The organism is Corallococcus sp. AB030, from assembly GCF_003668965.1.
Classification (GTDB): domain Bacteria; phylum Myxococcota; class Myxococcia; order Myxococcales; family Myxococcaceae; genus Corallococcus; species Corallococcus exiguus.
In genome coordinates this window covers 1-2,051 of record NZ_RAWQ01000422.1, presented here as the reverse complement: position 1 = coordinate 2,051, position 2,051 = coordinate 1, and the positions used below count along the sequence as shown (strand labels likewise).

1 protein-coding gene and 1 pseudogene are annotated in these 2,051 nt (G+C 71.6%); both read left to right on the top strand.

Annotated elements, in window-relative coordinates:
* Nucleotides 1-201, top strand: a pseudogene (locus tag D7Y15_RS46235) (ATP-dependent helicase); the annotation flags it as partial.
* Between the two features lie 233 nt (nucleotides 202-434).
* Nucleotides 435-2,051 (top strand): serine/threonine-protein kinase (locus D7Y15_RS43260; protein WP_148713043.1); only part of this gene is annotated, 1,617 nt, incomplete at its 3' end.

The window sequence follows — 2,051 nt, the reverse complement described above, 5'->3', positions numbered from 1 at the left end:
CAGCAGCGCCGCGGTGGTGGCGGCGGGGGTCAGGGCCGTCCGAGCGGTGGCCAGTCGCGTCAGGCCAGCGGTGGTGGGAACGCCCAGGCGCCGCGCGGTGGAGGCCAGGGCCGTCCGCAGCAGGCCCGTCCGGCGGTGGCTTCGCCTGCCGCGGGGCCGAGCTCGCCTCCGCCCCGTCGCACGATGTCCAAGTGGGGCTGAGTCCCCGTCCCAGGTAGGGCGCGGCCGTTGAGGGGCGCGCCTTTTCCTGTGTGTGGGGGTTGGACTTGAGTTCATGACGCCCGGCTCCTCTCACGAGGGTCCGGGCGTTCGACTGTCCGGGGTATGGCGGCGGAGGGTTGGGCTCGTCCCCTGGCGGATGGGGCGTGGTAGCGTGGCGCCGTGTTTCACGGCGGTGCATCGCACCCCTTTTGTCATCAGGACACGCCCTCTTCATGACGCGCTCGGCTGACGGTGAGCTGCACATCGATTCGGTCCTCCGGAACACCTACAAAGTCGTCTCCGTGTTGGGGCGGGGCGGCATGGGTTCGGTGTTCCTGGCCCAGCACCTGCGGCTTCCGGGCAAGCAGGTCGCGGTGAAGGTGCTGCGGGTAGGTGAGCACGTGGGGCCGGACCTCCACGTGCGCTTCCGGCGCGAGGCGGAGATCGCCTCCCGGCTGGGGCACCCGAACATCGTGGAGGTGCTGGACTTCGACACGTTGGAGGACGGCAGTCCGTTCCTGGTGTTGGAGTACCTGCGCGGCGAGAGCCTCGCGGATCGGCTGCGGCGCGGGCGGCTGACGTTGGAGGAGGTGTTCTCCTTCACGCGGCAGATGGGGTCCGCGTTGCAGACGGCGCACCGCGCGGGCGTCGTGCACCGCGACCTGAAGCCCGCGAACATCTTCCTGGTGCCCACGGACTCCGGCGGCGTGGTGGGCGAGCGGGTGAAGCTGCTCGACTTCGGCATCTCCAAGGTCATGTCGTCGGAGACGCTGCAGACGCAGGAGGCGGTGCTCATCGGCACGCCGCAGTACATGTCGCCGGAGCAGGCGCAGGGGCAGAACAGCCGCATCGACGCGCGGACGGACCTGTTCGCGCTGGGCGGCATCGTGTTCGAGATGATCTCCGGGATGACGCCCTTCGGTGGCGGGTCGCTCGTGCAGATCATCTACCGCGTGGTGCACGAGCCACCGGTGTCGCTGGCCAATCTGATGCCGGACCTGCCGCCGAACGTCGCGCGGGCGGTGGCGCGGGCGCTGGAGAAGAACCCGGATCACCGCTATCAGGACGTCGCGTCGTTCATCGCGGAGCTCACGGGCACGCAGCTCCAGTCGCTGCCGGAGACCGAGGAGCAGATCGCGGCCCGCACCTTCGGGCGCACGAAGCGTCCCTCCGGTGTCGCCCTCCCCGCCATGGCGCCGAGCGACGACGACGCGATGGGGGCCACGATGGCTCCGTCGAACAAGGGGCCTGGGACGGGCCGCTTTGGCGCGGATGCGTTGGCGGCGTCGGATGACATCGGCTTCGACGCGACGATGGCGCCGCGAGCCGGCGGCACGGTCCCATTCGGACAGCAGCCGCAGGTGGCTGGCGGCACGATGGGCTTCGGCGCCACGCAGATGCCCGGGAGCGGCATGGGGAGCTCGGGCGTGGCCCTGCCGGTGCCCGGTGTCCCCGCGCAGTCACCGGCCAGCTACAGCGGACAGCAGGTCGCCCAGGGCTACGGTACGGGTCAGCACGTCGCTCCGGGCAGCATGGGCGGACAGCAGGTCGTACCGGGAAGCTACGGTGGCCAGCAGGCGGTGCCGGGCAGTCTCGCGGGGGCTGTCGGTCCCCAGGGGCAGCCACTCGCCCCGGTGAGCATGTCGGGCCAACCGGGAATGCCGGGGCCGATGACGATGCCCGCCGCGGTCCCGCCCAGGTCGCGCGTGCTTCCCATCGCGGGCGCCGCCGCGCTGATTCTCGGCGCCGTGGGACTCGGCTGGTGGCTGCGCCCCGGACCGCCCATGGATCCGCCGCCCGTCATGCACGCGGGCCAGGATCACGTTCCCCCGCCACGCGCGGGTCCGCCC